We start from the raw sequence: 23134 nt of genomic DNA, 5'->3' as shown, positions 1-23134 counted from the left end.
CATCCCATTATTCAGCGCTTTCATCCCATATCGCTTTTTACAGCAGCGAAATATCCTATTTTCATACCCATGAAAATAATCCTCACCTTCCTGCTGGCGTTATACGGGATACTACCTGCCGCTGCCCAGTATGCCATGGTACATGGAGAGATAAAAAATCTCACCAAAGACACTATCACCCTTGTACTCCTGCACGATCAGGTAACAGGTAATATGCAACCCTTCAGGATTGCCGTAGTGAACGGACAATTCAAAACAAACCTCTACATTCCAAAGGCTGTATACTTTGCTTTATCCGACGATAAGAACTACACCCACGGTTTATTGCAACCCGGAGACGATATTACTATCCGGTACGATTTTGAGGATAAGAACGGCACACTGCAGATCACCGGAAAAGGTTCTGAAAAGAGTATATTCTACCAGCGTTTCGCTACCTTAAAAAAGGAAATAAGGAATAATGCAGGTGTGGATAGTATCGCAAAAGCCACCTATCAACAACTGGGCAGCCTGCGCAATACCATGAACAATGACAGCTACCACCTCCTGTATGCGCATTTTACAGGCATGCTGCAATCCAACAAATACTTTACTACCGGCGTACTATCTCCTTATAAGGATAACTTCTATACTTCTTTCAACTATGTGAACGATGTGTATAATATCCTTTCACAGCATTACGCAGGTATAGATCCTATCGCAAGATTAGATACCATCTCCCGGGTACTGCCTCCTAAGCTCCGGCAGCCAGTGCTTACCCTCGCTCTGCGGTATGATGTCAAACAGCCCTCAGATTCACTGGTGAATGCAGTTTTAGAGGATGATACCTACAGGCAATATATCTTAAAGAAAGTAGCTGCTGAAAGGAAATTCAAAAAAGGGATGACAGCGCCTGATTTCTCACTTGAAAATGATAAAGGAGAAAAGGTAACACTCCAGGATTTTAAAGGGAAGGTAGTATTCATCGATTTCTGGTTTGCCTCCTGCGTACCCTGCCAGCAAATGTTCGAGCGGTTGAAACCTTTAAAGGCACAATATGCAGGGAATAAGGACCTGGTATTCCTTTGCGTGTCCATTGATGAAAAAGGAGTCTGGATGAAAGCAAAGGGCGAAGTACAGGCAGAACATCTGTACACGAATAACAAAGGCCGTTATCATCCTGTGCTCAAAGATTATAACGTAGATGGATATCCCACTGTTTATATCATCGGGAAGGACGGATTAATTTTCGATGAAGCACCTTCCGGTTACCCGGAATTATTACAACCACAACTGGAAGCGGCTTTGAAAAAATAAAAAAAGGGTTACAGCATTTCTGGCTGTAACCCGTTACTGTCGTTGTTGGATCCTCTATCTTAAAAAACGTTTGAAATTATCAATTATAAATTGAGCAGTACTGCTGTTCCTTTTTGGGCCGGCGATCAATTCCTGCACATGTTTCTCCCAATCTTCCATGGCATCCTTTGGGGTGGTACCACTTCCAAATACACCGGCTTCCCGGTCCGGACCTAAAATACAGCAGTAAGCATTTCCATCTTCATACACCACAGGCCTGAAAGTATACACATAGGGTGAAATAGTTTCGGATTCATAATCAATGAATACCTGATCAACCGGGTTTATTCTCATTTGCTCCATAGATGGTATTTTCGAATATATGCGCAAGAAATATGCCTGTGCAGCAAAACAACAGGTAAATCAATGATCATCAAAGCTTTTCTTCCATATACATCCAATCATCATACGAAAAGCCCGCGGCTTTACTTCCCCAAATTGTAGAATTTAGTAAATTAGGTCACAAAATTCCCCGTTATGAAACGCAGTTCCTTTCTGAGAACACTGATGGCTGTTCCGGCATTGGCCGTTACCCCTAAGAGCTTACACGGCGCCCCTGCTCCTGTGAGATCAAGGCTCAAGATCAGCCTGAATGCTTATTCCTTCAATACTCCCTTACGCGATGGCAGTATGAGCCTGGACGATATGCTGGAATTTTGCGCAGGCACTCCTATCCAGGCCGTAGATATTACAGGTTATTATTTCCCCGGATACCCCGCTGTTCCGAAAGATGAATACATCTATCATATCAAACGGAAAGCGTTCCGGCTGGGACTGGATATCAGCGGTACCGGCGTACGGACGGATTTTACCAACCCAGACAAACAAAAACGGCTGGCGGATGTTCAGCTGGTGAAAGACTGGATCGAATGCGCGGCCAAACTGGGGGCACCAGTGATCAGGATCTTTTCAGGCACACTGGAAACTAACAACTGGAAGGAAGTGGCTGCCTATATGATGGAAGATGTAAAAGCCTGTATTGCGCATGGCCAAAAACATGGGGTGATGGTGGGCATTCAGAACCATAACGACTTCATCAAAACAGCAGACCATGTACACCAGATCAGCAAAATGGTGGATTCTGAATGGTTCGGGATCATCCTGGACACCGGCAGTTATAGAACAGGCGACCCTTACCAGCAAATTGCAGATACCGCCAGGTATGCCATCAACTGGCAACTGAAAGAGAACGTATTTATCAATGGCGTGGAACAACCTGCAGACCTTAACAAAATTATCAATGCTGTTAAAGCCTCCGGTTACCAGGGCTACCTGCCCATTGAAACCCTGGGAGCAGGAGATCCAAGGGTTAAAGTACCGGTATTTGTAGAAAAGGTTAGAAAGGCACTAGGCTGATCTACAGCATTTTATAAAAAATATTCCCCAACCTGTCCAATTTCTGTCCGTCCGATCCTTATTAAGGAAATTAAAAACTAATAATGATGGAACAGAGGATTAATGCATTTGAAAAAGGACAGGCAGCGATGAAATCCTTATATGGTATCGGCGGCTATTTAAACAAGTCAATCGTAGAGCAATCCATTTTTCACCTGATCTACTTCAGGGTATCTCAGATCAATGGCTGCGCTTACTGTCTTGATATGCACTCCAAAGATCTCCGCGCTGCAGGAGAAACAGAACAACGTTTGTATGGCCTCAGCGCATGGAGAGAAACCCCTTATTTTTCAGAAAGGGAATGTGCCGCGCTCGCCTGGGCAGAAGCCGTTACAACACTTAAAGACCAGGTATCCGATGAAGTGTATTATTATGTACGCAAGCAATTTTCAGAAGAAGAACTGGTAGACCTCACACTGGCAGTTACTACCATCAATACTTACAACCGCATTAATATTGCCTTCAGGGTAATTCCGGGAGGCTACCAACCCGGTCAGTATAAATAATATTTTTTCCTACATTCGATAACCATTTAAATAAGAACGACATGAAAGAGTTTGCTTTATTATTCAGGCAACCCAGTTTTGATTATAGCAATACACCTGAAAGCGAAATGAAAGTACTGCAGAAAAAGTGGATGGATTGGACAGGTGGCATAGCAGCACAGGGCAGAATATCCGGCAATGGCACCCGCCTTGCACTGGATGGGAAAGTACTGAAAGCAGGCGGGGTTATTACAGACGGCCCGTTTGTGGAGATCAGGGAACGGCTCGGTAGTTTTATTATTGTGAAGGCAGACTCCCTGGAGGAAGCTACCACCTTAGCCCATGGCTGTCCTGTATTGGACAACGGTGGCAGTGTAGAGATCAGGGCTATTATGTAATATATCCGGAGGACCACGCTTGTGGTCCTTTTCCATTTAATATGAGAGACGAATTAAAACATCTGTTCCAGCAGGAATTCAGCAAAATGGTGGCTGTTATCAGTAAACTGTTCGGGTTACAGCATATAGAAACAGCAGAAGACATTGTGAGCGAAACTTTCCTGCTGGCAACAGAAACGTGGGAAGCAAAGGGTATTCCCCCCAACCCTACTGCCTGGTTGTATCTTATTGCCAAGCAAAAAACAGCACATCATTTCAGAAGGAATAAGATCTTCGATCAAAAGATAAAACCGGCACTATCTGCCAGCCAGGAAACAGAAGAGGCAGAATTGAACTTCTCCCAGGAGAATATTAAAGACAGCCAGCTGCAGATGCTCTTTGCCGTCTGCAATCCCGCTATTGCCAGTGAAGCTCAGATAGGACTGGCTTTACGCATCCTCTGCGGTTTTGGCATTGATGAAATAGCAGAAGCATTTCTCTCCAACAAAGAAGCCATTAATAAACGGTTATTCAGGGCAAAGGAGAAGCTGCGGACAGAAAAGATAAAGATGGAATTGCCACCGGAAAGCGAAATAGCCAAACGGCTGGATAATGTGCTGCATATTATCTACCTGCTGTTCAGCGAAGGATATTATTCCCAAACGCAAAACCAGGTGCTGCAGAAAGACCTCTGTTTAGAGGCCATGCGGCTTGGTTTGATGCTCACTGCATATGAGAAGACCAACCTGCCTAAAACCAATGCATTGATTGCACTCATGTGTTTCCACGCTTCCCGGTTTGATGCAAGGCAAACGAATGAAGATACCCTGGTATTATATGAGCAACAGAACGAAGCCTTATGGGATACTGTGTTGATCCATCAGGGCCGGCATTTCCTGGAGCGCTCTGCACAGGGAGATGAGATCAGTTCTTATCACCTGGAAGCAAAGATCGCTGCCTGGCATTGTATCAAAGAAGATAGCCCGGAAAAATGGGAGGACATCCTACAATTGTACAATCAATTACTGATGGTGAATTATTCTCCCAGTGTAGCCCTTAACAGAACATTTGCGCTGTATAAAGCCAACGGACAAAAAGAGGCGCTGGCAGAAGCGGAAAAGCTGAAACTGGAAAACAATCATTTCTATCACCTGCTGCTGGGGGAACTCTATAAAGGTATTGATAACGGGAAAGCCTTGCTGAACCTGCAAAAAGCCTATGATCTGGCCAAAACCCAGCCGGAAAAACAAGGTATCCGGGAAAAGATCCGTCAGCTTTCCTAAAAAATATTTCCCACTGCCTGTCCAATTTCCATTTGTTCGATCCTTATTAGGGAAACAATACAAAAATGGAAACATTACTTGCACCGATCGAGAAGCCGAAAGGCCTGATCATGAAAATGGTTTATTTCTTTACACGCCGCCAGTTTGGTAAAGTATTAATGCCTTTAAAAGTACATTCTGCCAGGTTGCCGCTCGCATTCGGCATGTTCTACGGAAAGGTTTCGCAACTGGATAAAAAGTTACAGATGTCCCCGGAAATGGCTGCCCTGATCCGTGTACAGGTGGCACGTATCAATATTTGCCTTTTCTGCATAGATACCGGCAGATGGGCTGCCGCAAAAGCATCTATGGATGTAGCTAAGTTCGATGCTTTAGATCAGTACAGCACCAGTTCGCTTTTCACTGATAAAGAAAGAACAGCACTCGATTATGTAACAGAACTAACGAAAGATAAAACAGTGAATCCCATCATCTTTAAACGTTTGGCCAATTATTATTCAGAACAGGAGATCTGCGAGATCGTTTTCCTTGTAGCCAGCGAACATCTCTATAACCTGACGAATATCGGGTTGAATATCCACTCGGATATGCTTTGTGATATCAGCAAAAGAAAGTAATAAACAGCAGTGATCAGCGGAGGTGGCACCAAGTTTGAAATAGAGCAGGTATGAATAATACTGAATCATTTAAACTAACAACACCTGAAGCAACGATATTTTTGCAAAGGCTTGGAAGCGGCCCCCCATTATTACTGCTGCATGGCTTTCCGCAAACACATCTGATGTGGCGGGATGTGGCACCTTTACTTGCAAAACATTTCACCGTGATCTGTGCAGACCTCCGGGGATATGGACGCAGCAGCTGTCCTTCTTCAGATGCAGAACATACTCCTTACGCCAAACGTGCCATGGCAAACGATATGGTTTTAATAATGGAACAGCTTGGCTTCCCGAAATTTTCAGTGGCGGGGCATGATCGCGGAGGGCGGGTTGCTTACCGGCTGGCACTGGATCACCCGGAACGTGTGGAGCGTTTAGCCGTACTGGATATTATACCTACTGCTGAAGTGTGGGACAGGGCAGATAAAAGATTGGCCACTTCTTTCTGGCCATGGTCGCTTCTTTCGCAACCGGCACCATTTCCGGAAATACTTATTGCCAACGCCCCCGATGCTGTAATTGACAATGCACTCAATGAGTGGGGAACACCGGGTACTGTTTTTCCCACGAAGGTGAGAAATGCCTATATCGAACCTTTGCGGAACAATGCACATGTACACGCTATCTGTGAAGACTACAGAGCCTCGGTTGTGCTCGACTATGATCATGACAGGCACGACCTCAGCAATGGCCATCGCATAAAGTGCCCTGTGCTGGTACTTTGGAGTGCAGACAGTGCATTGGATAACTGGTACAAAACAGATGGCGGTCCGCTGGCCATCTGGCGGAAATGGGCTTATAATGTACAGGGATGGCCTGTTAGCGGCGGACATTTTTTCCCGGAAGAGATCCCGGAAGAAACAGCGATTGCTTTAACGCAGTTCTTCTTATAACACAATTCGTTTACCGCTGGCTGCGGAACGTTTGGCAGCATCCAGTATCTCCATTACGATCATGTTATATTTTAAAGAAGAAAGATCATCTGTGCCGGGTAGTTCATTGCGCAATACCGCCGTTAAATAAACGATCGGATCATTAAAGGGCGCTTTGAGTGGTTCTGCTACTTTCACCCCTTTTTTATTCTCCCGCATACGGCTGGTAATGTTCACACCATCCAATGCATGCAGGTAACCTGTTACCCCAAACACTTCCAGGTCTTTGATAGAGAAAGGCCAGTTCCAGGAAGCTTCGATCAATCCTGTAGCACCGGGATATTCTACCAGGATGGTAGCATCATCGTCAACTTTGGGATATACTTCCGGTTTATAACGCCTGGTGATGGCCGTTACTGCAATAGGGCGTTGCCCTTTCATCAGCCATGTCATCAGGTCTGCACCATAACAACCAAAATCGTTGAGAGCGCCTGCGCCGTTCAATACCGGATCAGTGAGCCAGCTCAAAAACTCCGCGCTGCAGCCTATTTCTTTGGGGCCCTGGTGTCCGTCGTGCACCACCATCTTTTTGATCTGGCCAATACTGTCTTTGCTGATGGTGTTATATACATCGTGGTAAGATGCATACCAGGTAGTTTCATAATTGGTGAGTACTTTAATTTTATACTGCGTAGCCAGCTTCTCTATTTCTTTTGCCTGCTGTAAAGTAGCAGCCAGCGGTTTTTCCACCATCACCGGAATGCCAAGCGGCGCACAGACCTGCACCACTTTCAGATGCTCTCCTACTGCATTGTATCCTACCACCACATCCGGCTTCCGGCTTAGCAATACCTTCTTCAGATCATCATGGAAAAGGGAATCCGGAATGCGGTATTGTTTGCCATATTTAAGCTGCAACTGCTTATTGGGTTCTGCAATACCAATGATATTCACTTTTCCCTGCGTGTACTGCCGCAAAATGGTATGGATATGATCGTGGTTCATACCTGCCACTACTACTTTTATGGGTTGTTGGGCAAAGCTGGTGATATACAGGCCTGTTAACAGTAAGGAACAAAAAAAGGATTTCATGGTGCTATTGCTTTAAAACAACAAAATACAGCCGAAATTCTTAATTTTTCGATACTTTGTCTAAAATGTGATGTTATGCTTTCTACCCGTCACGAGGTTTTTATGGAAGTAGCCCACCAGAAGAGCTTCTCAAAGGCCAGCCAGGTATTGTTCATTTCCCAGCCCGCTGTGAGTAATCACATAAAAGGATTGGAAGAACAATACAAAACCAAACTGTTTGAGAGAAAAGGACTGCAGATAGAACTCACAGAAGCAGGGCATTTACTGTATAACAGGCTCTTAGCAGTGCGGCTCATACAAAAGGAAACGGAATTTGACATTTCCGTGATGCACGACAAACAACAGGCTACCGGCATCTTAAACCTTGGTGCCAGCACTACCGCCGCGCTGTATATTCTGCCCAGGGTAATGTCTGCCTTTCACAGGGAATATCCGCAGGTAGACATCTCCCTGCTGAACAGGAACAGTGAAATAGTATTACAGGCCTTGCTGGATAAAGAAATCAATATCGGCGTAACAGAAGAGAAGGGGAAACTCACTAATATTACTTACCAGCCTTTTGTGAAAGATCAGATCGTTGCAGTGTGCAGCCAGGATAATCCGCTGGCCAGGAAAAAAACATATAGTCTTAAGGAACTGTTAAATATGTCCGTAGCAATCAGGGAAAGAGGAAGTGGTACCCTGGAAGCAATAAAGAAAGGTTTAGCTAAAAGCAGGATACGCCTGAACGATTTGAAGATCAATATCAAACTGGGAGGCACCGAAGCCCTGAAAAACTTTCTGCTGGAATCTGATTGCGTAGGATTCCTCTCCACCCGGTCTATTATGAAAGAACTGCAGCACGGAGAACTGGTGATCCTTCAATTTGAAGGCCTGCGCATTGAAAGGAGCTTTTATTTCATTCAGCGAAAGGGAGAAACCAGTGAGCTGAACAAGCGTTTCATAAAAATGGCAAGATCGCTGTATAACTAATAGTTATAGGTCATAACATTTACATATAGTTATAGTTATACACTAAAGCCTACATTTACAGCACAATCGTGCTTTATGAATATGCTTTTTTATTACGAAGAGATCTACAACGCGGCCATTGAGCGGATCAATAAGTTAGTTAACCTGTCAGAAAATCTCACACACAGGCTAAACCGCCTGATCACACAGGAAGATATAGATGCGGTAACAGAGAGAAGTATGTTTTCCTCAGGCAATGTGCTTTGCCCTGATGCAGCAGCAGAATACGCCGGTATCAGCAAACTGCTGGAACTGGACATGCAGGAAGAATAGATACACCACTGCACTTCCCTTGGCAAATGTTGCAAAATTGTTAAAGTAACCGCAACTTGCCCGGATACAATCAGCGTTATTAAATTGTGGGTACATTTGCCAAAACCGACACGGCAATGATACTGCAGCAAACTAAATATAACCGGAAACAGGAGATCGTAAACGGACTGGTACATGCTTTTGGGATCGTATTCGGACTAAGCGCCCTCCCGGTATTAACAGGTATTGCTGCCACACATGGTAATACACCGGGTATTGTGGGAGCAGGCATCTACAGTTTTTGTTTCATCCTGCTTTTCACCTGTTCCACGGTCTATCATCTCTCGCAGGAACCAGCTGTAAAGAAGTTGTTCCTCGTCTTTGATCATATCAGTATCTACTTCCTTATTGCAGGTACTTACACCCCTTTCCTGCTGGTATATATGAATAATGCCTTCGGTATAACACTGCTTTCTGTATTATGGGGATTAACGGCAGTGGGCATCTTTTTCAAAACATGGTTTACGGGCAAATTTGATATCATCTCTACCATTATCTACCTGCTTATGGGCTGGATACTGGTTGTAGGCGGAAGAAGGTTCTTTACAACGCTGCCTGTTTCTGTGATCACGTTGTTATGCATTGGTGGTGCCTTATATTCTATCGGTGTGTATTTTTACATCCGTGATAAACGCACTTATACACATGCGATATGGCATGGCCTGGTATTGGCAGCAGCTGTGTGCCATTATGTAGCAGTGCTTTTAACTATGTAGTGCTGTATGACGCTTATACTGCGGCGTTAAATATTTCTCTCCCCATTTCAGCATTGGCTCAACAGCTATCAGCAGGGATGTACCCATTTCTGTTAAACTATATTCCACCCTTGGCGGTACTTCCGCAAAGATCTCGCGGGTGAGCAATCCATCCTTTTCCATTTCCCGTAATTGATTTGCCAGCATTTTCCGGCTGATACCGGGGAGGTGTTTTTCCAGCAGGCTGAACCTGTTGGCTCCACTGGATACCAGGTGGAGGATCAATGGTTTCCATTTCCCGCCGATGATCTGCACAGTGAGGGCAAAAGGGCATAATGCCGGCGGATATATCAGGATCTCTTCTTTCATGATCAATTGATTTTCAAATAAGTAACAATAAAAGGGACCAGGTGAGCTTTTGGTTACCTATCTCTTCTCCAACAGATAACTTCCACCTTTGTCAAAAAAAACAATATTATGCAAAGGACCACATTCCTCACTTTTCTTTTATTACTCACTACCTGCATTCATCATGTATACGGCGCCATCATTTATGATACCCCCTGGCGTTTACACATTATTTTCTTTGCTGTTCCTGCAATGCTCCTCGTTTTGGCACTGGGTTATCTTTATGCCCGCAGGCCCGGGAGGATATTACTGGTTTCCTATCTGCTGGCAGTATTGCTATTTCCCATGCTGGGAATCGGACTGTATGAAGGCGTATACAATCACCTGATCAAAAATATCGTTTTTCCTTTTACAGGCAATTCTTCCCTTTTCAAAGTGTTATTTCCGCCGCCCACATACGAGGCCCCTAATGATATAATATTTGAATTAACGGGAATCCTGCAGGCGCTGATCCTCTATCCGCTGGCCAGGAATTTCAGGAAACTGGTAGCATTTTAACATCCGGCAGCGATATCATTTGTTCGGTACAGGTTCGTTACAGGTTCGCCTGGGCTTCGTTCGGAGGGAAGTGTTAAAATAACATAGGTTGTCCCATTCCCGGAACAACCTATGTATCAAAGATACGGATTTATTTGAAGGGAAGGTGAGAGATCAGGATCTCAGGATGATGACCATCTTTATCTAATTTATAAAAGAAGGCCGCCGCCCATTCATCTGCCCTTTCTACCTTGGGACCAAGCGTGATCTTTTTCAGAACGGAATCGATGTTTATCAGTTCTATAAATACTTTAGGTGGTGTAAAGTCCTTCAGGATCATTTTATCAATACCAATTCCGTTTACAACCAGTCTTAATTCATGCTCATACTGGTAGGCTGCGCTTTTGAACAGATAAGCTATTTCGTTCAGCATTTTAAGTATGTGCTGGGTACTGTTCAGATCTGGTTTATTCTTATTAAAACCCTGTATGTTAAAAGCCAGGTCTTCCATATATTTATTCAATGCTTCTTCATCCTGTTCTGAAGCCCCTGGGATCACAAACTTATCTTTTTGATCATTGCTGTAATATGCTACCCTGTAAAAACTAAACTCTTCATCGCTGTTCACAGTAAGCGGATTCTTACGGTCTGAAGTCAGCTTCTTTTTCAGGTTATCCAGGAACTCATCCTTTCTGAATGTGATAGCACATCCTTTTGCTTCTTCTTTTGCTTCCTTTCCATACATCCGCCATAAGGTAAGATCATTATGTTTATTCTCCGCCACAAAACTTCCAATAAAGGGTTTTATAGCAAAAGGCTCTGCAATGGTATCGTGATAGGTTTTTGATTTTACGTGAAACGACAAATAGTTAAAAAGTTCACGGCCTTCTGAAGTATCGTTGAGATAGGCGCCTTCAGAGATCCTGAACGGGCTGTTATCCAAAACCAAAGCCTTTGCACCGGAAAGGCTGGTGTAATGCGTAACAGTTGTATCATTGAATAAAAGGAGTTTCTTGATACTGTTGATCAGTTCGTTAATATTAATAGCGTCCGGGTTGTCTATTAACTTCTCTAATTCAATGATCTTGGATTGGGCTAATGTGGTAAAATAATCAGGAGAATCCTTGGTCAGTTCTACATACTTTTCATAATCAGCCAATGCTTTCCTGTATTCTTCCCTTGCATTGTATGCTAAGGCCCTGTTATAATACGAACTATCATAATCCGGGTTTACCTCAATAGCTTTGGAATAGTAATAAATGCATTTATCGTATTGCTCAAGTTCCTTATAAATAATTCCTAAACTGAGATAAGCCTCCGTAAGGCCCGCATCCAGATCAATCGCTTTATTGTAGAAGAGAATAGCGTTATCAACCTGTTCCAGTTCTTTATAACCATATCCCAGCCCATGGTAGGCGATGGCAGTTGGTTTGATCTTAATTACTTTATCAAAGTATTCAATGGATGTTTCAAATTGCTTAAGCCTTTGATAAGCTACACCAATAGAATGATAGATGCCTCCTTTGTCCGGCGCTGCATTAACAATACTGTTGTAGTGTTTAATGGCCTCATTGTACAGTTCCTCTGACAACTCCGGTTTCTGAGATCTCAGTTTGTCTGCTATTATAAAAAAGAGCTTAGTTTCTCCCAGTTTAAGATGCGCCCTGGCCTTTTCTGCGGAAAGCTCCGGGTTATCGTAGGATGCAAGTAACGTTACAGTAAGGAGATCAATTACATCCTTATACCTTTTATCCTCATTTAACTTCCGTGCTTTTTCCAGCAATTCATTTATGGGGTTCATTTTACAGATTTAAGGGATAGAAAAATGCTACGCTGCTCCTAATTTATAACTTTTCTCAGAAAGCCCCCAACACAATAACCCCGCAGCGCTGATCGCAGCACCCAGGATGCATACACCCGTCCATCCGAAATGCGCATACGTAATGGTGGAAGCCACGGACCCTGCTCCGCTGCCTGCAGAATAGAACACCATATATCCACCTGTGATCCTGCTCCGAGCCTCCGGCCTTACTTTAAGGATAATGCTCTGGTTGGTTACATGCACTGCCTGCAGGCCAAAATCAAAAATGATCACACCGATGATCAATCCCCAGAGGGAGTATCCCATACAGGCGATCGGGATCCAGGACAACAATACCAATGTTAATCCAATGCCGGAAGTCCATTGCGCATAACCATTATCCGCCCAACGCCCGGCCCTTGCAGCTCCTAACGCTCCGGCCACGCCGGCTAATCCAAACAATCCGATCTCCGTATGCGAAAGAGAGAAAGGCGGTGCACTGAGAGGCAATACCATGGGCGTCCATAATACAGTGCCGGCTGCAAATAGCAACATGGCAATAATCCCCCTGGTAAGCAGCACCGGCTCGCTGGCAAAGAGTACAAAAACAGATTTAAGCAATTGGGGATAGGTGCCGCCTGCAGAACGTTTTTCCACTACAGGCGCAATACGGTACAATACACCTGCGATCAGTAAGGTAAATGCCGCAGAAACAAAGTACACCGTGCGCCAGCCGGCAAGGTCAGCCAAGGCCCCGGCAATTGTTCTTGCCAAAAGAATGCCTATCACAATACCACTGGTGACTGTTCCCACTACCCGCCCCCGTTCTGCATCGCCAGCCATGTTGGCGGCAAAGGCTACCAGGCTTTGCGTGACCACCGCCATTAATCCCATCATGATCATGCCTGCCAGCAAAACAAAAACAGAGGGCGCCAGCCCAACTATCAACAGGAATAATCCCAGCAATCCTAGTTGCAGCACAATCAGTTTCCGGCTGTCCACCAGGTCGCCCAGGGGTACCAGTAACAATAATCCTAACCCATACCCCACCTGGGTAGAAGTTATGATAATACCCACCGCCGCCTGCGAGATCCCAAAAGTATCCGCCATGGCATCCAGCAGCGGCTGCGCGAAATAAACATTGGCCACTGCCAGGCCCGCAGCCACAGCAAACAGCATAATCAATGGAAACGACAATTTTTTCATACCTTAGCACTTGTATTTTGCAAGTGCTAAGGTAATATAAATCACTTGCAAAATGCAAGTAGTGTATGAAACAGGTTAAAACAAGGTCAGTATGCCCTATCAGCAACGTTCTTGATCTCTTCGGGGATAAGTGGACGTTGCTCATCCTCCGGGATATGATCTTCGAGGGGAAATCCTCCTACGGAGAATGCACGGCATCTGATGAAAAAATAGCGACCAATATCCTGGCGGACAGGTTTGAACTGCTGGAATCCCAGGGCCTTGTAACAAAGAAGGTCTCCCCGGTACACAGGTCCAAATTCATTTATACGCTTACGGAAAAAGCAATAGACCTGATCCCCCTTATCGCCGAAATGGTGTTATGGGGCAGCAAACACTTTGAAGGCACCAGCACTAAACCGGAAAACCTCCTTGCCCAGTTGAAGAAAGACAAGGCAGGCACCATTAAAACATATACCGCACGCCTGAAAAAGCAGTTGTAAAAAGCGATATATTTATACTATAAAAACCTAGCGGCATATATGCAAGCAAAATTCCTTTTCTTAGCCATCATCCTTTTTGCATCCTGTAATTATTACTCAGAGAAACAAACAGAGCAGCACAAGCTCGATGCCCTCGCAGAAAAATATGTACGCCTTGGTTTAACCATCGGGCAATATGATAGTTCTTTTGTGGATGCTTACTATGGGCCGGACTCATTAAAACCAAAAACAAAAAGTGACACCTTTCCCAAAGACTCCCTGCTCGCCTCTGTAGACATCCTGAAAGCAGAGCTGGGAACATTGGCAGATCAGGTATCAAACGACACTACCCGCATCCGCGCCAACTGGATCATACAACAACTCACTGCATTCGGCAGAAGGATAAAAATCTTCACAGGAGAACTCAAACCCTTCGATGAAGAATCCATAGAACTCTTTGGTGTAACAGCTCCTGTATATCCCGAAGCACATTTCAAAACGCTCATTGCTTCAATGGATAGCCTGTTACCCGGCAAAGGCCCTGTGGCGGACAAGTTCCAGCGCCTGGCCAATAAATTCATTATTCCTAAAGATAAACTGGACACTGTTTTCAAAACGGCTATCGCAGAAGCCCGCAAACGTACACTGGAACATTACCAGCTTCCTGCACATGAAAACTTTTCCCTGGAATATGTAACCGGCAAATCATGGTCCGGCTACAACTGGTACAAAGGCAATTACAACAGCCTCATCCAGATCAGCGAAGACCTTCAGATCTTTATTGAAAAAGCCATAGACCTTGCCTGCCACGAAGGTTATCCCGGGCATCATGTGTATAACATGATGCTGGAAAAGAACCTCTACCGCGATAAAGGATGGGTGGAAATTTCCCTCTATCCCTTATTCAGCCCGCAGTCCCTCATTGCAGAAGGGAGTGCCAACTACGGCATTGAATTAGCATTCCCCGGCACAGAAAAGAATGTGTACACCCGCAGTGTGCTATTACCCTTAGCCGGCCTGGACAGTACAGATCTCGATCTCTATTTCAAAGCCCTCGCCATCAAAGGAGAACTGAACTACTCCCGCAATGAAGTGGCCCGCGGCCTGCTCAGCGGAAATATGAAAGAGGAAGAAGCATTGCGCTGGCTCATGGACTATACTTTATTGAATAAGGAATCTGCCATCAAATCCATCAGCTTTATCAGGAACAACCGCAGTTATGTGATCAATTACAACTACGGTTTAGACCTTGTTAAAAAATATATCGGGGACAGCGCCCGTTGGGAAAAGTTTGGGGCATTGCTCAGCAACCCTGTTACCATTGCAGACCTCACCAAATAGGCTGCGATGACACCCCCGGGAGGTAATTACCCTGGGGTTATTTCAGTTCTTGTGCATGTTCCGCAATCATGGAAAGTCAAAACTTTTGAAACCGCCCTCCACATCTTTTCTCCATACCTGGCCCTACCAAAGCATTTATCCCGTCATAAGCATTTATTTCGTTCTGAAAATTGACAAATATCACTTATCAGGAAGCCGCCTGCTTTTAACTTCGCAGCATGCAGGACAGATAAGCTATGAATAAAAATATATCAGAACCGCTATGGCAAATAAGTGATACTGAGTTTGACAAGTTGTATCCTGAGAGGATCCGCCAATTATCCGGGAAACACTGGACGCCCATGGAGATCGTCAAAAAGTCTGCCCGGTTCCTGGCGGCTGAACCCGGGACAAAAATCCTGGATATAGGAAGTGGTGCAGGAAAATTTTGCCTTATCGGTGCCTGTCATTTCCCGGAATCCTACTTCTATGGCATAGAACAAAGGAAAGACCTTCACCAGGTTGCCCTGTCCGCTAAAGGAATAACCGGCATAAAAAATGTGAGCTTCCTTTTTGGAAATCTTACACAGCTTGACCATTCCCGTTTTGATCATTTCTATTTTTACAATGCCTTTTTTGAAAACCTCGTCAGCGACGGGCACATTGATCAATTATTACCTTATTCCACAGAATTATATCATTACTATTCACGCTATCTTTATAGAATATTAGAAGGCAAAAGAAATGGCACAAGACTGGTAACCTTCCACAGCCTGGAGGATGAAGTACCACCTTGTTACCAGCTGGTGGATGCTACACTTGATCTTAACCTGAAGATGTGGATAAAAAGATAAAGGAACGAATTGTTTGCAGATAGTCAATAACTGAAATATATGCTGCGACATACCGGAAGAAAAAGGAATTTTAAACACAACGTCAGATTAGCTGCGCTGTTATGTTTTACTGCCGGGATGGTGAATACAGCAGGTCTATTTGCCTTTTCTGTTTTAACAACCAATGTTACAGGTCATGCCGGGTTGCTGGCCCAAAAACTGGCAACGGGCGATCTGCGTGCCGCCCGCATGGTTGCGTTATGGCTTTTTCTCTTTCTTGCAGGCGCTTTCTTCTCCAGTTTCTGCATAGGAAGAACAGGGCGCAGTAAAATCGCAAGACACGCTTTACCCATTATCATCGAAATAATAATACTACTGTTTGCAGCAGGCTTTGGATATACTTTTGATCACTCTATACTGAAAACAGAATACTTCGCCGGCAGTCTTTTGTTTGCCATGGGCATGCAGAATGCCCTGGTATCTACTATTTCAGGGAACACTGTAAGAACAACACATTTAACAGGGATGTTTACAGACCTTGGCATAGAACTCTACGCCCTCATTTCCACTCCCCATAAAAATGCTGCCGGGGTTAAAAACAAAATAACGCTGCATCTTATTATTATAGGTTTCTTTCTTGCCGGGGGGATCATTGGCGGATATATCTGGCTCAGGTTTAAATACTATACTTTCTACCTGCCGGCTGCCGTACTGGTAATCGCTTTATTCTATGATACTTTCCGGATAAGGTTCAATAAATTCATGCGCCGTTATAAAGTACGGGAAAAGCAAACACCTGCTATTTGAAATTGGCGATCTGTATCAGCTTGTTTACATCCTTGATGATTATCTTTCTTCCTTTCGTTTCAAGGATATTGCTTTCCTTAAACTCCGTCAATATCCTCACAATATTCTCCCTCACCGTGCCTACAAGGTTAGCCAGGTCTTCCCTGCTGATATTCACTTCAATGGGCTTTCCTTCAGCACCTGATACTTTATATTTTTCACGGATCACCACCAGTTGTAATGCCAGCCTTTCCCTTACGGTCTTGTGAGCAAGCACGCTAAGGCTATTTGTTAGCACCGTATATTCATGGCTTAGTGTCTTTAACAGGCGGTTGCTAAATATAGAGGAACGCTGCAGTGTTCGTAAAAAATCCTCTTTAGGTATAAATACGATCCGGCTATCTTCCATCACCCCTACGGAGTCCAGGTAGTGATCCCCTGAAAAGATGCCATGATAACCTATCAGCTGACCTGTATGCGCCAGGTATATGATCTGCTCATTCCCTTCTTCATCCACCTTATACTTCTTCACCTTTCCTTTAACAAGGTAAAAAATGCCGGAAGCATAAGTTCCCTCTCTAAAAAGTATTTCGTTCTTTTTATACAGCTTTTCATTACTGTGAGCCATCAGCAGATCAAAATCTTCCTTTGGCAGATCTATCAGGATGGACTCACTTTTGAAATCCCATTTATCTATTGGGAAAATACCTTTGATGCTCATAATGATCAAAGTTAGTCCCTTTGTAATTGATAAAATTCACTTTTTGAAGTGATAAAGTATACTGCAGGAAATTTTTCCGGGTAATACCTTTGCGGTATGAAGAACACCGATCCGGCATGGCAGCAATTATCACCCGTCCTCTCCGGTACAGACAGCTGGTTCAGATCAGATGAAGCTTTCAATAGCCTCTATCCTCCCTATATAAAAGAATTGGCTCCATTACACTGGACACCGGTTGAAGTAGCAAAAAAGGCAGCCATGTTCCTGGCAGCCTCCCCCGGAGATAAGATACTGGATATAGGAAGCGGGCCCGGGAAATTCTGTTTAACTGGCGCATACCACCATCCGGAAGCCTCCTTTTATGGGATAGAGCAACGGAATGACCTGGTATATTGCGCCGCTATCACAAAAGAAATGCTGGGGCTTAACAATGTCACATTCCTGAACGGCAACCTGCTGCATCTCGACTTTTCGCAATTCGATCATTTTTATTTCTTTAATTCCTTCTACGAGAACCTGCCGGGAACAGATAAAATAGATGATCAGCTCACCTATTCCAGGCATCTCTACGATCAATATAACAGGTTCCTTTATGATCAGTTGGAAAAAATGCCGGCAGGCACAAGGCTTGTCACCTATCACAATTCTGATGAAGAAGCACCCGGAGGTTATCAGTTAGCAGCTTCAACAAATGGCCATCTTTTAAAATACTGGATAAAAGCTTCCCATTAATCCGGCTTATCCGTTTCAGGATCGTAATAAACATAGAAATTGAGGTATACCATCCGGGATAAACGCATAAGTACAGGCATAAATAAAACAAGCAGGATTCCATTGACGATCAGCCAGTAGACAATACTATCATCTTTCCAGGTAATACCGAATATCAGCCAATACCATAACAGGTTAAGTGCAGAAAAGAATACCGCCAATACATAGCTGATATAACCGGTACCATACCAGAAACCAACCTCCAGCTCCGTTTCCTGCCCGCATACCGGGCAGTGTTTTTCCATATCCAGGACATGATTTAACTGATAGGGGTTATCTGTTCTGAATAATTTTCCTTTCCTGCACCTGGGGCATTTATTATTTAAGATACTGGTAAAAAATCCGGATTTCCTTTGGCCATTTGATCCCTTCATACAACAAAGGTACTTTTGAAAACGCCCGCTATAGATGACAATTTGCAATTAAATAATTGAAAAATATCACTTTTCGCCAGGGATTAACTGGCATAATATTTCCATTGTATAAGGCATGATCGAACAGATGTTACAAAATGCCTATCACTGGATAGAACTGCATGGCCTCCGGATCGTACTGGCCATAGTGATCTTAATTGGCGGGCAATGGCTGATCCTGCTGATCAAAAGATACTTCCTCCGGAAAATGCATAAGAAGGGTACAGACGATACCCTGAAACCATTCCTCACGGGCCTGATAGCTGCAGTATTGCAAATAGGGCTTGTATTAGGCGTGATCCAGTTCCTCAATATCCAGATGACCATCTTTGCTGCCCTGGTAGGTGCTATTGGCGTAGCAGCAGGCCTGGCACTCTCCGGTACCTTGCAGAACTTCACCAGCGGCGTATTGATATTGCTGTTAAAACCTTATGAAGCCGGCGATGTTATTGTTGCGCAGGGGCAAACGGGAGAAGTAAGTTCGGTACAGCTGTTTAACACCATTATCATCACAGCTGATAACAAATACGTGATCATTCCTAATTCGAAATTATCGAATGAAGTGATCATCAATCAAACCCGGTCTTCCAACAGGCGTATAGATATTGAACTGAAGCTCAGTTATGCTTACAGCCTGGAACAGGTAAAACCACTGATATTGAAAGAAGCAGTAGATATGACGAACCTTACAAGAGAACCACCAGCTGTCGTAAGCGTATCAGGCCTGGAACCTGATGGCTGGAAGCTGGTGGTATATGCATGGGTGGACAGTGATTTATATGATGAAACCCGTTTTGAATTACATGAAAGAGTGATTGCTGCATTAAAGCAGGGTGGCATTAAATTACCCGGTATGTAGCATTATCTCGGCAGTATATATTCTCTCTGGGCTATACCGCCTACCACTCCCAAACCGTTCTTAATGTTGTTAAACACCAGTACTTTCTCCGTGAGGGGATTATCTACTTTTCGCACCGCCAGGTAAGATGTTTTCAGATACCGGTAACTATCATAGCTTAAGCTGCTTACTTCCACAATAAGATATTGTATCTGAGACTTACTTTCCAGGTTAAACACAAAACGGGGGCTTCTGCCATCAAATAACTTATCGTCCATAAAGATCGCTTCATTTTCACCCTCATCAAAAAGCTCAAATGAAAGATCATCTGATTTAATAGAAGCAGGACGGCCATATTTCGTGATAATGGGGGTAGTATCCGGCCAGGCAGCTCCAACGAAAGCGCCAAAAATGCGTATCCTGTAATAGTTCCTTTCTCCTGCTTTATCATGCAGTTGTAATATCACTTTGTTGTCCATATCTACAGCATTAATTGGCACTTCAATGCGTTTCAGCTCTCCGATCACAACACTGTCCGGCACCACATCGGTACCTTCAGCCACATCCAGATGGTCTACATCAGCCCTTACTTTATAAGTATGCCCTGCCTCCATTTTGGTAGTACTGCAAAAATAGTTGTACAAGCCTACCTTGCGCAGTGTTAATGTTTCCTTTAACTGGCCATTATCGAATAACTGCACTGTCGCATTTGTGATATCATGAAACGTGTTGCTATACGCGACCGTGCCGGACAAAGTGAGCCTTACATAAATGATGCTGTCTTTATTCATCAGTACATTGATCACGGGTTTATTGGCTTCAGAAGGAATTTTAACAACCACCTCTGTTTCGCAGGCCCAAAAGCAGGTGGCCATGCACAGTAAAAGTATATAGTGTAAGTAACGCATGTTTAGAATTTTAAGTTATATGAAAAGCTGGGCATAATGGGAAGAAGTGTTGTACCTGTTAGCTGTGCTTCCCCACCCTGAGCAATATCCAGCATATAGAAAAAGGCATTCTTCCGGTTATAGGCATTCAAAATGCTTACATTCCAGGTACGGATGTTACCATTCCGTTTGTGGCGGATAAAATTAACACCCAGGTCCAACCGGTGATAAGAGGCAATGCGAACGTTATTTCTGCCGTTCACATATTCAATGCTGTTGTTGGAGGTATACCAGTTAGCATAACGTACCGGGTCCTGTACTATTTCATATTCTGCCAGTGGTACAGTAAAAGGTTGTGCACTTTGGTAGGTCCATACACCTGTTAGCTCAATATTCTTCCGCAGTTTGTACATCCCTACGAGATGCAGATCATGGCGGCGATCATATTTATAAGGAAACTTTTTGCCGAAATTCACTTCAGGCAAAATACGGTAGGACCATGCCCAGGTATATGCCATCCATCCGGTGAAACGCCCGGTTTTCTTTTGCAGTAATACTTCCAGGCCATAAGCTTCTGCTGTTCCATTGGTCACCTGGTCCTGCCAGGTTTCATTCCTGCTGCTGGTAACGTAATCCGCTCCTTCTTTATACTCTATCACGTTCTGCATGCGCTTGTAATACCCTTCAACAGAGAACTCAAATTTGTTACGAAAAACATTCCGTGCTATACCTATCGCATATTGATCTGCCTGCTGGGGTAAGATCTTTTTTGTGGCTGGCACCCAGAGGTCTGTTGGTAATGTAATAGAGTTATTCGCCAGCAGGTGGATGTATTGGGTCATTCTCGTATAGGAAGCTTTCAGGCCCCAGTCGCCAGGTAAGAGGTAGCGCATGCTTATCCTGGGTTGCAATGAATTATAGAAACGTCCCTGCACGAGAAATGCACTCCAATGCAGCCCGGCATTCACTTTGAATTTCTTATGAATGGTCCAGTCATCTTCTGCATACAGGTCTATTTCAGAGCCATGTATGTTGCGGTTATCACTGAGCGAATCCAGGATCACTGTTCCGTTTTCCGTTTGCCTTTTCCGGATGGTGCCGGGTGTAAATACACGGAACATATAAGACGATCCCATCCGTATAGAATGTGCAGGGCGTGGTCTGTAATCGAAGTCTATCTTGGCACCATAATCCTGGATACCGGAATTCAGCTGCAGTTTGTCTGCAATAAATTCTCCCTGGTAGAGGTTCTCATTATAAGTGTTTGTTTTAAACTGATAGCGGGAGCCCAGCAGCATCGTATTCGCAAAAAGGTTCTTGGAGAAAACGTGGTTCCAGCGAACGGTGCCTGTAGTATTCCCCCATTGTATCAGCAGATCTGATGCGCTGCGATAGTTATCAGGGGTCTTCACCTCTAATTTTTCTGACACCCGCATTTTATCCCGGCCATGATATAAACTAAAGAACAACCTGTCTTTATCAGAAATCACATGCTGCACTTTGGCATTTATATCATAAAAATACATGACGAACTTATCGATCTCCCTGTCATAGCTGTTCTTTATAAAGGGCTTGGCAATTAGGTCTGAATAAGTGCGGCGCCCGGAAATAATGAAGGATGTTTTGTCTTTTTTAACAGGCCCTTCCACTGTTACCTGCGAAGCCAGCAGGCCAATAGAAACATCACCATGCAGCTCACGCATGTCTCCGTCCTTTGTAGATACATCTACTACGGAAGAAAGCCGGCCACCATACCTCGCAGGAAATGCGCCTTTATATAAAGTAACATCTTTCAGTGCACTGGTATTGAAAGTAGAAAATATACCCAGCAGATGTGAAGGATTATACAAAGGCGCACCATCCAGCAGGATCAGGTTCTGATCAGGTGTACCACCACGCACCAGTATTGCACTGGTACCTTCTGCACCTTGTTTTACACCCGGTAATAACTGTAATGTTTTCAACAGGTCGGCCTCTCCGAAAAAACGGGGCATCGCCGCAATCTGGCTTGCAGGCAGATTGATCATACTCATCTGGGAAGTTTCCTGTATGCGCTCTTCCCTGGCAGCACGTACCGTTACCACATCCAGCAATCTCCTGTCAGGCACTAACTTAAAATTCAGGCGGGTATCTGCACTCAGCAGGATCATGGTATCCACACGCTGATAACCGATATAAGAAAGCCTGATCCGGATACTATCCGCAGGAATAGTGATACTGAAAAAACCAAAGCTGTTGGTAGTAGTACCAGCCTGATATTCCGGTACTGCTAATGATACCCCGATCAATCTTTCTCCGGAGGCCTGATCTTCCACATACCCGCTGAGTGTACCAGGCTGCCTTGGTCTTGGTACAATAAGTATGTTACCGTTCTTTTTCAGGAAGGTCATCTTCGTTTCTTCCAGTAGCTCTTTTAAAATTGTTTCCAGTGGCGTACCTGTATAATGGCGGGCCTTTACAGGTATATTCCGCACACGGGTGTTCTCATAGGAAAGCGGCACTTTGCTTTGCTGTTCAAGCATGCGCAGTGCCACATCCAATGTAGTGGCAGGGATGTTAATACTCAGGCGGGGATTGTTATCCTGCGCCTGAGTAGTGTGCCAGCTCAGAAAGAGACACAGCAACATGCTTAGGTTAAATGATCGTGACAATACTTTCCCCTTACCGGCATGCCGGTTCGTTATGCAATCCATAAA

General features: G+C 44.3%; 26 protein-coding genes. 17 read left to right on the top strand and 9 right to left on the bottom strand.

Features of this window, described 5'->3' with window-relative positions; genetic code table 11:
- The first annotated feature begins 69 nt into the window (after positions 1–69).
- A complete protein-coding gene (locus tag BUR42_RS01035) occupies positions 70–1296 on the top strand; it encodes a TlpA family protein disulfide reductase (RefSeq protein WP_074237322.1) in 1227 nt (408 codons plus the stop codon).
- Positions 1297–1350: 54 nt separating this feature from the next.
- Here the strand turns inward: BUR42_RS01035 and BUR42_RS01030 are convergent, their stop codons facing one another.
- A complete protein-coding gene (locus BUR42_RS01030; RefSeq protein ID WP_074237321.1) occupies positions 1351–1638 on the bottom strand; it encodes a hypothetical protein in 288 nt (95 codons plus the stop codon).
- Between the two features lie 174 nt (positions 1639–1812).
- Between BUR42_RS01030 and BUR42_RS01025 the strand changes: the two genes are divergently transcribed.
- From BUR42_RS01025 to BUR42_RS01000, 6 genes are all read left to right on the top strand, one after another.
- On the top strand, positions 1813–2691 hold the full coding sequence (locus BUR42_RS01025) for a sugar phosphate isomerase/epimerase family protein (RefSeq protein WP_074237320.1): 879 nt from the start codon (positions 1813–1815) through the stop codon (positions 2689–2691).
- 86 nt (positions 2692–2777) lie between these two features.
- Positions 2778–3236, top strand: a complete 459-nt coding sequence (locus tag BUR42_RS01020; RefSeq protein ID WP_074240368.1) for a carboxymuconolactone decarboxylase family protein — start codon at positions 2778–2780, stop codon at positions 3234–3236.
- 41 nt (positions 3237–3277) lie between these two features.
- A complete protein-coding gene (locus BUR42_RS01015) occupies positions 3278–3613 on the top strand; it encodes a YciI family protein (protein ID WP_074237319.1) in 336 nt (111 codons plus the stop codon).
- Positions 3614–3654: 41 nt separating this feature from the next.
- On the top strand, positions 3655–4875 hold the full coding sequence (locus tag BUR42_RS01010; RefSeq protein ID WP_074237318.1) for an RNA polymerase sigma factor: 1221 nt from the start codon (positions 3655–3657) through the stop codon (positions 4873–4875).
- Positions 4876–4940: 65 nt separating this feature from the next.
- Complete coding sequence (locus BUR42_RS01005) at positions 4941–5492, top strand: carboxymuconolactone decarboxylase family protein (protein ID WP_074237317.1); 552 nt, start codon at positions 4941–4943, stop codon at positions 5490–5492.
- Positions 5493–5542: 50 nt separating this feature from the next.
- Positions 5543–6427 (top strand): alpha/beta fold hydrolase, encoded by an 885-nt coding sequence (locus BUR42_RS01000; RefSeq protein WP_074237316.1) that lies wholly within the window; start codon positions 5543–5545, stop codon positions 6425–6427.
- On the opposite strand, the gene BUR42_RS00995 is transcribed toward BUR42_RS01000, so the two are convergent.
- Positions 6422–7498, bottom strand: coding sequence for a Gfo/Idh/MocA family protein (locus tag BUR42_RS00995; RefSeq protein ID WP_074237315.1), 1077 nt, complete (start codon positions 7496–7498; stop codon positions 6422–6424). The two genes, BUR42_RS01000 and BUR42_RS00995, sit on opposite strands and share 6 nt — an antisense overlap.
- A 75-nt stretch (positions 7499–7573) precedes the next feature.
- On the opposite strand from BUR42_RS00995, the gene BUR42_RS00990 reads away from it, so the two are divergent.
- The 3 genes from BUR42_RS00990 (at position 7574) to trhA (ending at position 9537) form a co-directional block, all read left to right on the top strand.
- A complete protein-coding gene (locus tag BUR42_RS00990; protein ID WP_074237314.1) occupies positions 7574–8470 on the top strand; it encodes a LysR substrate-binding domain-containing protein in 897 nt (298 codons plus the stop codon).
- Positions 8471–8545: 75 nt separating this feature from the next.
- Positions 8546–8782 (top strand): hypothetical protein, encoded by a 237-nt coding sequence (locus tag BUR42_RS00985; RefSeq protein WP_074237313.1) that lies wholly within the window; start codon positions 8546–8548, stop codon positions 8780–8782.
- Between the two features lie 116 nt (positions 8783–8898).
- The gene (gene trhA, locus BUR42_RS00980) at positions 8899–9537 is read left to right on the top strand and encodes a PAQR family membrane homeostasis protein TrhA (RefSeq protein ID WP_074237312.1); all 639 of its coding nucleotides are present in this window, start codon (positions 8899–8901) and stop codon (positions 9535–9537) included.
- On the opposite strand, the gene BUR42_RS00975 is transcribed toward trhA, so the two are convergent.
- The gene (locus BUR42_RS00975) at positions 9526–9885 is read right to left on the bottom strand and encodes a winged helix-turn-helix transcriptional regulator (RefSeq protein ID WP_074237311.1); all 360 of its coding nucleotides are present in this window, start codon (positions 9883–9885) and stop codon (positions 9526–9528) included. The genes trhA and BUR42_RS00975 overlap by 12 nt on opposite strands.
- A 108-nt stretch (positions 9886–9993) precedes the next feature.
- Here BUR42_RS00975 and BUR42_RS00970 point away from each other — a divergent pair, with 108 nt between their 5' ends.
- On the top strand, positions 9994–10422 hold the full coding sequence (locus tag BUR42_RS00970) for a hypothetical protein (protein ID WP_074237310.1): 429 nt from the start codon (positions 9994–9996) through the stop codon (positions 10420–10422).
- A 130-nt stretch (positions 10423–10552) separates the two neighbouring features.
- On the opposite strand, the gene BUR42_RS00965 is transcribed toward BUR42_RS00970, so the two are convergent.
- Together BUR42_RS00965 and BUR42_RS00960 are read right to left on the bottom strand one after the other, a co-directional pair.
- Entirely contained in the window at positions 10553–12202 is a 1650-nt protein-coding gene (locus tag BUR42_RS00965) for a tetratricopeptide repeat protein (RefSeq protein WP_074237309.1), read from the bottom strand.
- A gap of 27 nt (positions 12203–12229) precedes the next feature.
- Positions 12230–13408, bottom strand: coding sequence for an MFS transporter (locus tag BUR42_RS00960; protein ID WP_074237308.1), 1179 nt, complete (start codon positions 13406–13408; stop codon positions 12230–12232).
- 65 nt (positions 13409–13473) lie between these two features.
- Between BUR42_RS00960 and BUR42_RS00955 the strand changes: the two genes are divergently transcribed.
- From BUR42_RS00955 to BUR42_RS00935, 4 genes are all read left to right on the top strand, one after another.
- Positions 13474–13890: a winged helix-turn-helix transcriptional regulator gene (locus BUR42_RS00955; RefSeq protein ID WP_074237307.1), complete on the top strand. Its 417-nt coding sequence runs from the start codon at positions 13474–13476 to the stop codon at positions 13888–13890.
- Between the two features lie 39 nt (positions 13891–13929).
- The gene (locus tag BUR42_RS00950) at positions 13930–15210 is read left to right on the top strand and encodes a hypothetical protein (protein ID WP_074237306.1); all 1281 of its coding nucleotides are present in this window, start codon (positions 13930–13932) and stop codon (positions 15208–15210) included.
- A 236-nt stretch (positions 15211–15446) separates the two neighbouring features.
- Positions 15447–16043, top strand: a complete 597-nt coding sequence (locus BUR42_RS00940) for a methyltransferase domain-containing protein (RefSeq protein WP_074237304.1) — start codon at positions 15447–15449, stop codon at positions 16041–16043.
- Positions 16044–16082: 39 nt separating this feature from the next.
- Positions 16083–16829, top strand: coding sequence for a YoaK family protein (locus tag BUR42_RS00935; RefSeq protein WP_074237303.1), 747 nt, complete (start codon positions 16083–16085; stop codon positions 16827–16829).
- Here BUR42_RS00935 and BUR42_RS00930 read toward each other — a convergent pair.
- A complete protein-coding gene (locus BUR42_RS00930; protein WP_074237302.1) occupies positions 16822–17529 on the bottom strand; it encodes a Crp/Fnr family transcriptional regulator in 708 nt (235 codons plus the stop codon). The two genes, BUR42_RS00935 and BUR42_RS00930, sit on opposite strands and share 8 nt — an antisense overlap.
- Positions 17530–17625: 96 nt before the next feature.
- Between BUR42_RS00930 and BUR42_RS00925 the strand changes: the two genes are divergently transcribed.
- Positions 17626–18261, top strand: coding sequence for a class I SAM-dependent methyltransferase (locus BUR42_RS00925; RefSeq protein ID WP_074237301.1), 636 nt, complete (start codon positions 17626–17628; stop codon positions 18259–18261).
- On the opposite strand, the gene BUR42_RS00920 is transcribed toward BUR42_RS00925, so the two are convergent.
- Positions 18258–18545 (bottom strand): hypothetical protein, encoded by a 288-nt coding sequence (locus BUR42_RS00920; protein ID WP_234979584.1) that lies wholly within the window; start codon positions 18543–18545, stop codon positions 18258–18260. The genes BUR42_RS00925 and BUR42_RS00920 overlap by 4 nt on opposite strands.
- A gap of 244 nt (positions 18546–18789) precedes the next feature.
- On the opposite strand from BUR42_RS00920, the gene BUR42_RS00915 reads away from it, so the two are divergent.
- Positions 18790–19572: a mechanosensitive ion channel family protein gene (locus BUR42_RS00915; protein ID WP_074237299.1), complete on the top strand. Its 783-nt coding sequence runs from the start codon at positions 18790–18792 to the stop codon at positions 19570–19572.
- 2 nt (positions 19573–19574) lie between these two features.
- Here the strand turns inward: BUR42_RS00915 and BUR42_RS00910 are convergent, their stop codons facing one another.
- Both BUR42_RS00910 and BUR42_RS00905 read right to left on the bottom strand, forming a co-directional pair.
- Entirely contained in the window at positions 19575–20459 is an 885-nt protein-coding gene (locus BUR42_RS00910; RefSeq protein ID WP_084185266.1) for a DUF4249 domain-containing protein, read from the bottom strand.
- A gap of 2 nt (positions 20460–20461) precedes the next feature.
- A complete protein-coding gene (locus BUR42_RS00905; RefSeq protein WP_084185619.1) occupies positions 20462–23131 on the bottom strand; it encodes a TonB-dependent receptor in 2670 nt (889 codons plus the stop codon).
- Positions 23132–23134 lie beyond the last annotated feature (3 nt).

It is taken from the genome of Chitinophaga niabensis (assembly GCF_900129465.1).
Classification (GTDB): domain Bacteria; phylum Bacteroidota; class Bacteroidia; order Chitinophagales; family Chitinophagaceae; genus Chitinophaga; species Chitinophaga niabensis.
Note: the sequence above shows the minus strand (reverse complement) of the source record. Positions and strands in the feature narration are given on the sequence as shown.

Coding starts and splice junctions, on each gene's coding strand:
- BUR42_RS01035 (WP_074237322.1), top strand. CDS start 70: ATGAAAATAATCCTCACCTTCCTGCTGGCGTTATACGGGATACTACCT.
- BUR42_RS01030 (WP_074237321.1), bottom strand. CDS start 1,638: ATGGAGCAAATGAGAATAAACCCGGTTGATCAGGTATTCATTGATTAT.
- BUR42_RS01025 (WP_074237320.1), top strand. CDS start 1,813: ATGAAACGCAGTTCCTTTCTGAGAACACTGATGGCTGTTCCGGCATTG.
- BUR42_RS01020 (WP_074240368.1), top strand. CDS start 2,778: ATGGAACAGAGGATTAATGCATTTGAAAAAGGACAGGCAGCGATGAAA.
- BUR42_RS01015 (WP_074237319.1), top strand. CDS start 3,278: ATGAAAGAGTTTGCTTTATTATTCAGGCAACCCAGTTTTGATTATAGC.
- BUR42_RS01010 (WP_074237318.1), top strand. CDS start 3,655: ATGAGAGACGAATTAAAACATCTGTTCCAGCAGGAATTCAGCAAAATG.
- BUR42_RS01005 (WP_074237317.1), top strand. CDS start 4,941: ATGGAAACATTACTTGCACCGATCGAGAAGCCGAAAGGCCTGATCATG.
- BUR42_RS01000 (WP_074237316.1), top strand. CDS start 5,543: ATGAATAATACTGAATCATTTAAACTAACAACACCTGAAGCAACGATA.
- BUR42_RS00995 (WP_074237315.1), bottom strand. CDS start 7,498: ATGAAATCCTTTTTTTGTTCCTTACTGTTAACAGGCCTGTATATCACC.
- BUR42_RS00990 (WP_074237314.1), top strand. CDS start 7,574: ATGCTTTCTACCCGTCACGAGGTTTTTATGGAAGTAGCCCACCAGAAG.
- BUR42_RS00985 (WP_074237313.1), top strand. CDS start 8,546: ATGAATATGCTTTTTTATTACGAAGAGATCTACAACGCGGCCATTGAG.
- trhA (WP_074237312.1), top strand. CDS start 8,899: ATGATACTGCAGCAAACTAAATATAACCGGAAACAGGAGATCGTAAAC.
- BUR42_RS00975 (WP_074237311.1), bottom strand. CDS start 9,885: ATGAAAGAAGAGATCCTGATATATCCGCCGGCATTATGCCCTTTTGCC.
- BUR42_RS00970 (WP_074237310.1), top strand. CDS start 9,994: ATGCAAAGGACCACATTCCTCACTTTTCTTTTATTACTCACTACCTGC.
- BUR42_RS00965 (WP_074237309.1), bottom strand. CDS start 12,202: ATGAACCCCATAAATGAATTGCTGGAAAAAGCACGGAAGTTAAATGAG.
- BUR42_RS00960 (WP_074237308.1), bottom strand. CDS start 13,408: ATGAAAAAATTGTCGTTTCCATTGATTATGCTGTTTGCTGTGGCTGCG.
- BUR42_RS00955 (WP_074237307.1), top strand. CDS start 13,474: ATGAAACAGGTTAAAACAAGGTCAGTATGCCCTATCAGCAACGTTCTT.
- BUR42_RS00950 (WP_074237306.1), top strand. CDS start 13,930: ATGCAAGCAAAATTCCTTTTCTTAGCCATCATCCTTTTTGCATCCTGT.
- BUR42_RS00940 (WP_074237304.1), top strand. CDS start 15,447: ATGAATAAAAATATATCAGAACCGCTATGGCAAATAAGTGATACTGAG.
- BUR42_RS00935 (WP_074237303.1), top strand. CDS start 16,083: ATGCTGCGACATACCGGAAGAAAAAGGAATTTTAAACACAACGTCAGA.
- BUR42_RS00930 (WP_074237302.1), bottom strand. CDS start 17,529: ATGAGCATCAAAGGTATTTTCCCAATAGATAAATGGGATTTCAAAAGT.
- BUR42_RS00925 (WP_074237301.1), top strand. CDS start 17,626: ATGAAGAACACCGATCCGGCATGGCAGCAATTATCACCCGTCCTCTCC.
- BUR42_RS00920 (WP_234979584.1), bottom strand. CDS start 18,545: ATGGAAAAACACTGCCCGGTATGCGGGCAGGAAACGGAGCTGGAGGTT.
- BUR42_RS00915 (WP_074237299.1), top strand. CDS start 18,790: ATGATCGAACAGATGTTACAAAATGCCTATCACTGGATAGAACTGCAT.
- BUR42_RS00910 (WP_084185266.1), bottom strand. CDS start 20,459: ATGCGTTACTTACACTATATACTTTTACTGTGCATGGCCACCTGCTTT.
- BUR42_RS00905 (WP_084185619.1), bottom strand. CDS start 23,131: ATGGATTGCATAACGAACCGGCATGCCGGTAAGGGGAAAGTATTGTCA.